Origin of the sequence: Streptacidiphilus neutrinimicus (assembly GCF_000787815.1) — a bacterium.
Taxonomy (GTDB): domain Bacteria; phylum Actinomycetota; class Actinomycetes; order Streptomycetales; family Streptomycetaceae; genus Streptacidiphilus; species Streptacidiphilus neutrinimicus.
The window spans coordinates 68,458-72,043 of sequence record NZ_BBPO01000012.1 but is presented as its reverse complement, the minus strand read 5'-3'; the positions used below and the strand labels follow the sequence as shown (position 1 = coordinate 72,043).

4 protein-coding genes are annotated in these 3,586 nt (G+C 74.9%); 1 reads left to right on the top strand and 3 read right to left on the bottom strand.

Annotated features, from left to right (window positions below; genetic code table 11):
- Window positions 1-87: 87 nt before the first annotated feature.
- The 3 genes from ddaH to TR48_RS10770 all read right to left on the bottom strand — a co-directional run bounded on the left by ddaH (window position 88) and on the right by TR48_RS10770 (window position 2,137).
- Window positions 88-912 carry a dimethylargininase gene (ddaH, locus tag TR48_RS10780; protein ID WP_369405570.1) on the bottom strand — a complete coding sequence of 275 codons (825 nt, stop codon included), beginning with the start codon at window positions 910-912 and terminating at the stop codon, window positions 88-90.
- Between the two features lie 149 nt (window positions 913-1,061).
- The gene (locus TR48_RS45370) at window positions 1,062-1,247 is read right to left on the bottom strand and encodes a response regulator transcription factor (protein WP_236652095.1); all 186 of its coding nucleotides are present in this window, start codon (window positions 1,245-1,247) and stop codon (window positions 1,062-1,064) included.
- Window positions 1,248-1,405: 158 nt separating this feature from the next.
- Window positions 1,406-2,137 (bottom strand): helix-turn-helix transcriptional regulator, encoded by a 732-nt coding sequence (locus TR48_RS10770; RefSeq protein ID WP_042365824.1) that lies wholly within the window; start codon window positions 2,135-2,137, stop codon window positions 1,406-1,408.
- 468 nt (window positions 2,138-2,605) lie between these two features.
- Between TR48_RS10770 and TR48_RS10765 the strand changes: the two genes are divergently transcribed.
- Window positions 2,606-3,586, top strand: a 981-nt coding sequence (locus tag TR48_RS10765) for a DUF4135 domain-containing protein (protein ID WP_042365823.1), incomplete at its 3' end; no start/stop codon positions are given.

Genomic DNA, 3,586 nt, shown 5'->3' with positions numbered 1-3,586 from the left:
GTGTCCGAGGGAACGTCCTCGGACACCGCGCCCGCGGGCTTTCCGAGCTCCGGCGCCCCGACGGCCGGCGGCCCGGCGCCCCGGCGCTCAGGCCGCCGTACGGAGTTCGAGCGTGCAGCACTTGACGCTGCCGCCGCCCTTGAACAGCTCCGACAGGTCGATCGGGTGCGGCGTGAAGCCGTGCTCGCGCAGGCGCCCGGCCAGGGCGTGGGCGGACTCGGCCAGGAAGACGTTGCGCCCGTCGCTCAGGGCGTTGAGGCCGAAGGCCTCGGCGTCGTCCGGGGTAGCCAGGATCGCGTCGGGGAAGAGCCGCTCGAGGGTGGCACGGCTGTCGTCGGAGAACGCGCCCGGGTTGTACATGATCTCGTCCCCGTCGAGCACGGCCAGGGCGGTGTCGAGATGGTAGAAGCGCGGGTCGACGAGCTCCAGGCTGACCACGGGACGGCCGAAGTACTCCTGGGCCTCGCGGTGTCCCTCGGCGGTGCTGCGGAAGCCGTGGCCGGCCAGGATGTAGGAGCGCGTGGTGAGCAGGTCGCCCTCGCCCTCGTTCAGGTGGCGGGGTTCGAGGGTGTCGGTGAAGCCGTTGTCCCGGAACCAGTTCAGGTACGCCGCTCCCTCCGCGGCGCGCTCCTGGTTGCGGAAGCGGGCGCCGAGGACCTTGCCGTCCACGACCGTGGCGCCGTTGGCGGCGTAGACCATGTCCGGGAGGCCCGGGACCGGGTCGATCAGCTCGACGGTGTGGCCGGCCTGCACCAGGGCGCCGTGGAGTCGCTCCCACTGGGACACGGCGAGTCTCGTGTCCACCGGCTCGGCCGGGTCCATCCATGGGTTGATCGCATAGGTGACCTCGAAGAAGTCGGGGCGGCACATCAGGTAGCGGCGGGGCCGGGGGGTGCGGGAGGCGTCGGGCACGGCGGGTTCTCCGGGTTCGCGGGTCGGGTCGGGGATACGGCTTCGGGGATACGGCTTCGGGCATGCAGGTTCGGCATGCGACGGTGGGAGGGACGGTGCGGGACGGACGATGCGGGACGGACGATGCGGGACAGACGGGGGAGGAGGGCTCAGATCAGGCCGTGGCGCAGGCCGTGGGCGACGGCGTGGGCCCGGTTCCGCGCCTGGAGCCGGGACATCAGGTCGTAGATGGTGTTCTTGACCGTGTGCTCGGAGCAGCTCAGCGTCCGGGCGATCACCGCGTTGCCGTGGCCCTCGGCCATCAGGTCGAGCACAGCGGTCTGACGAGACGTCAAAACAGGTCTATGCGTGCGGTGATGCCACATGTGCGACGGTTCGTCCGGGCGCGTGGCAGCGGCGCCGGGATCGTCGCCGGGCCCGTTGGCCAGGATCTGGGTGAGTGCCGAGTACGGCATGCGGACCGCCCCGCAGGGCGACCGGTGGGAGGTCGGGTTCACAGCATCCCCGCTCGGAGTGCGTAGGCGACGGCGTGGGCGCGGTTGCGCAGCCGGAATCTCTGGGTGATGTCGTGCAGCACGGTGGTGACCGTGCGCGGCGAGTAGGCGAGGTGCGTGGCGATCTCGCTGGTCTCATGGCCCTCGGCGACCATCTGCAGCACCGCGCGCTCGCGGTCGGACAGGCCCGACACCACGCCGGCGCGGTCCTCCCTTCCGTGCGGCGAGGCGTCCGCCGAGCGGCCGAGGACCTGGTCGAAGAGGTCCGGCGACAGGGTGCAGTCCCCGTGGGCCGCGGCCAGGACGGCCTCGGCGAGGCGCGCCGGGTCCGCCTCGCGGCGCAGCAGCAGCGCGCGGGCGCCGGCGGCGAGGGCGTGGAGCGCGTCGGCGGCGGCCAACTCCCCGGCGACCAGCACGACGGCGGGACGGGCGGACGTCTCGCGGGCCGCGCGCAGCAGTTCCAGCTCGGCCTGGCCGAAGCGGTCGACTGTCAGCACGACGACGGCCGGTTCCGGGGCGGACGGCTCGCGTCCGGCCTGCGGCTGCGCGGCCTGGGGCTGCGCGGCCTGCGCCTGCGCCTGCGTCTGCGGGGACGGGGGCCGGACGGACGGGCCGTCAGCGGCGGCTGTGGGGAGGGCCGTCAGCTGTGGACTGAGGCCCAGGGCGCTGAGCGTTCCCGCTTCGAGCACCGGGTCGAGGGCGACGACGCGGACGGGTACGGGTTCTGCCATGGGGTCCTCCAGGCTGATGGACCGACGTGCGGGACGGACGGGTACGCACCCGGCGCACGCTCGGCGTCGGGGCCGGGAGCCGGCGGTGGTGGTGCCGGGCACGACAACCAGACTGCGGCCGGAGCGGAGGACGGGCATCCGTGTCGACCCCCCACCTTTGCGCCGCAATCGTCCGGCGGGGGCGGGCAGTGGGGGTCTCGCCCGCACGCCGATCGCGTTCCCGCAGGTGAGGGGCGTGGGGGCGGTGCTCCTCCCCTGGGGGCGGGGCTGCGGCGCGGGGCGGCAGCGCGGCGTCCCACGTCCACCGACCGGTTCTGAGAAGGCTCGGCAGATCCGCAGCTCAGCGAGGGCGGGCGAGGGCGCGGGCGCCGCCCATGGGGAGCCGACCCCCACCCACTCGAGGACCGCTTGAGAATATGGGGGTCGGACCCCCATGTGGGGGCCGCGCGGCTCTGCGACGTTGTTCTCGTGACCGAACGCACCGCATTCCTCGAATCCCGGATCACCGGCCTGCCGCAGTCGTGGTGGGCCCGGGGCCTGACCCTCTGTGAGCGGCTCGCCGCTCCGGGCGCCCCGACGGTGGACCGGACCGCGCGCCTTCGCCTGGACGCGCTGCGGACCGTCCCGTGGGCCTCCGCCCACACGGACGGGCTCGCCGCCCGGCTGACCGCGCTCGGCCTCGGGGACGACCTGGCTCGGGCCCTCGGCGAGGAGCAGCCGGAGCGCCTGGCGGCGCGCACCGCCAAGCCGCGCTGGGCGGAGACGGTCGAGCGCGCCCTGGAGGCGGCGCCGGAGCAGCCGGAGCGCCACGGCGCGGCGGACGGCGCCGAGTTCGCGGAGGGCGCCGAGGTCTTCGGGCCCGCGCTGCGGCCGCTGATCGCCTGCGCCTGGGCCGGAGTCGAGGGGCAGGCTGCCCTGGCGCCCGAGGAACGGCACGTCGTGCGGGCCGCGTTCGAGCGGCGCCTCGGCGCGCGGCTCGCCGGCCTCGCGGCGCGCACCCTGGTGACGGAGCTCCACCGGGCTCGCCGCGCCGGTGAGTTGGACGGGTCGACCTCGCGGGAGCGGTTCGCCGCCTTCACGGCCGCGCTCGGCACCGGTGCCGGCCTGGCCCGCCTCTTCGCCGCCTACCCGGTCCTGGCCCGGCTGCTGGGGCAGACCTGCCTCGACGCGGCCGACGCCGTGGCCGAACTGACGGCCCGTCTGCACCGCGACCGCAAGGACCTCGTCGCCGACCTCTTCGACGGCGTCGACCCCGGCCCGCTGACCGGTCTCGACCTCGGGCGGGGCGACGCGCACCAGGGCGACCGCAGCGTGGCCGTGCTGACCTTCGCCGACGGACGCCGCGCGGTCTGCAAGCCGCGTCCGCTCGAGCAGCACGCGCTGCTGGACGAGCTGGTCGACTGGCTGAACGGCAAGGTGCCCGGCCTCGGCCTGCGCACCCCCCGTACA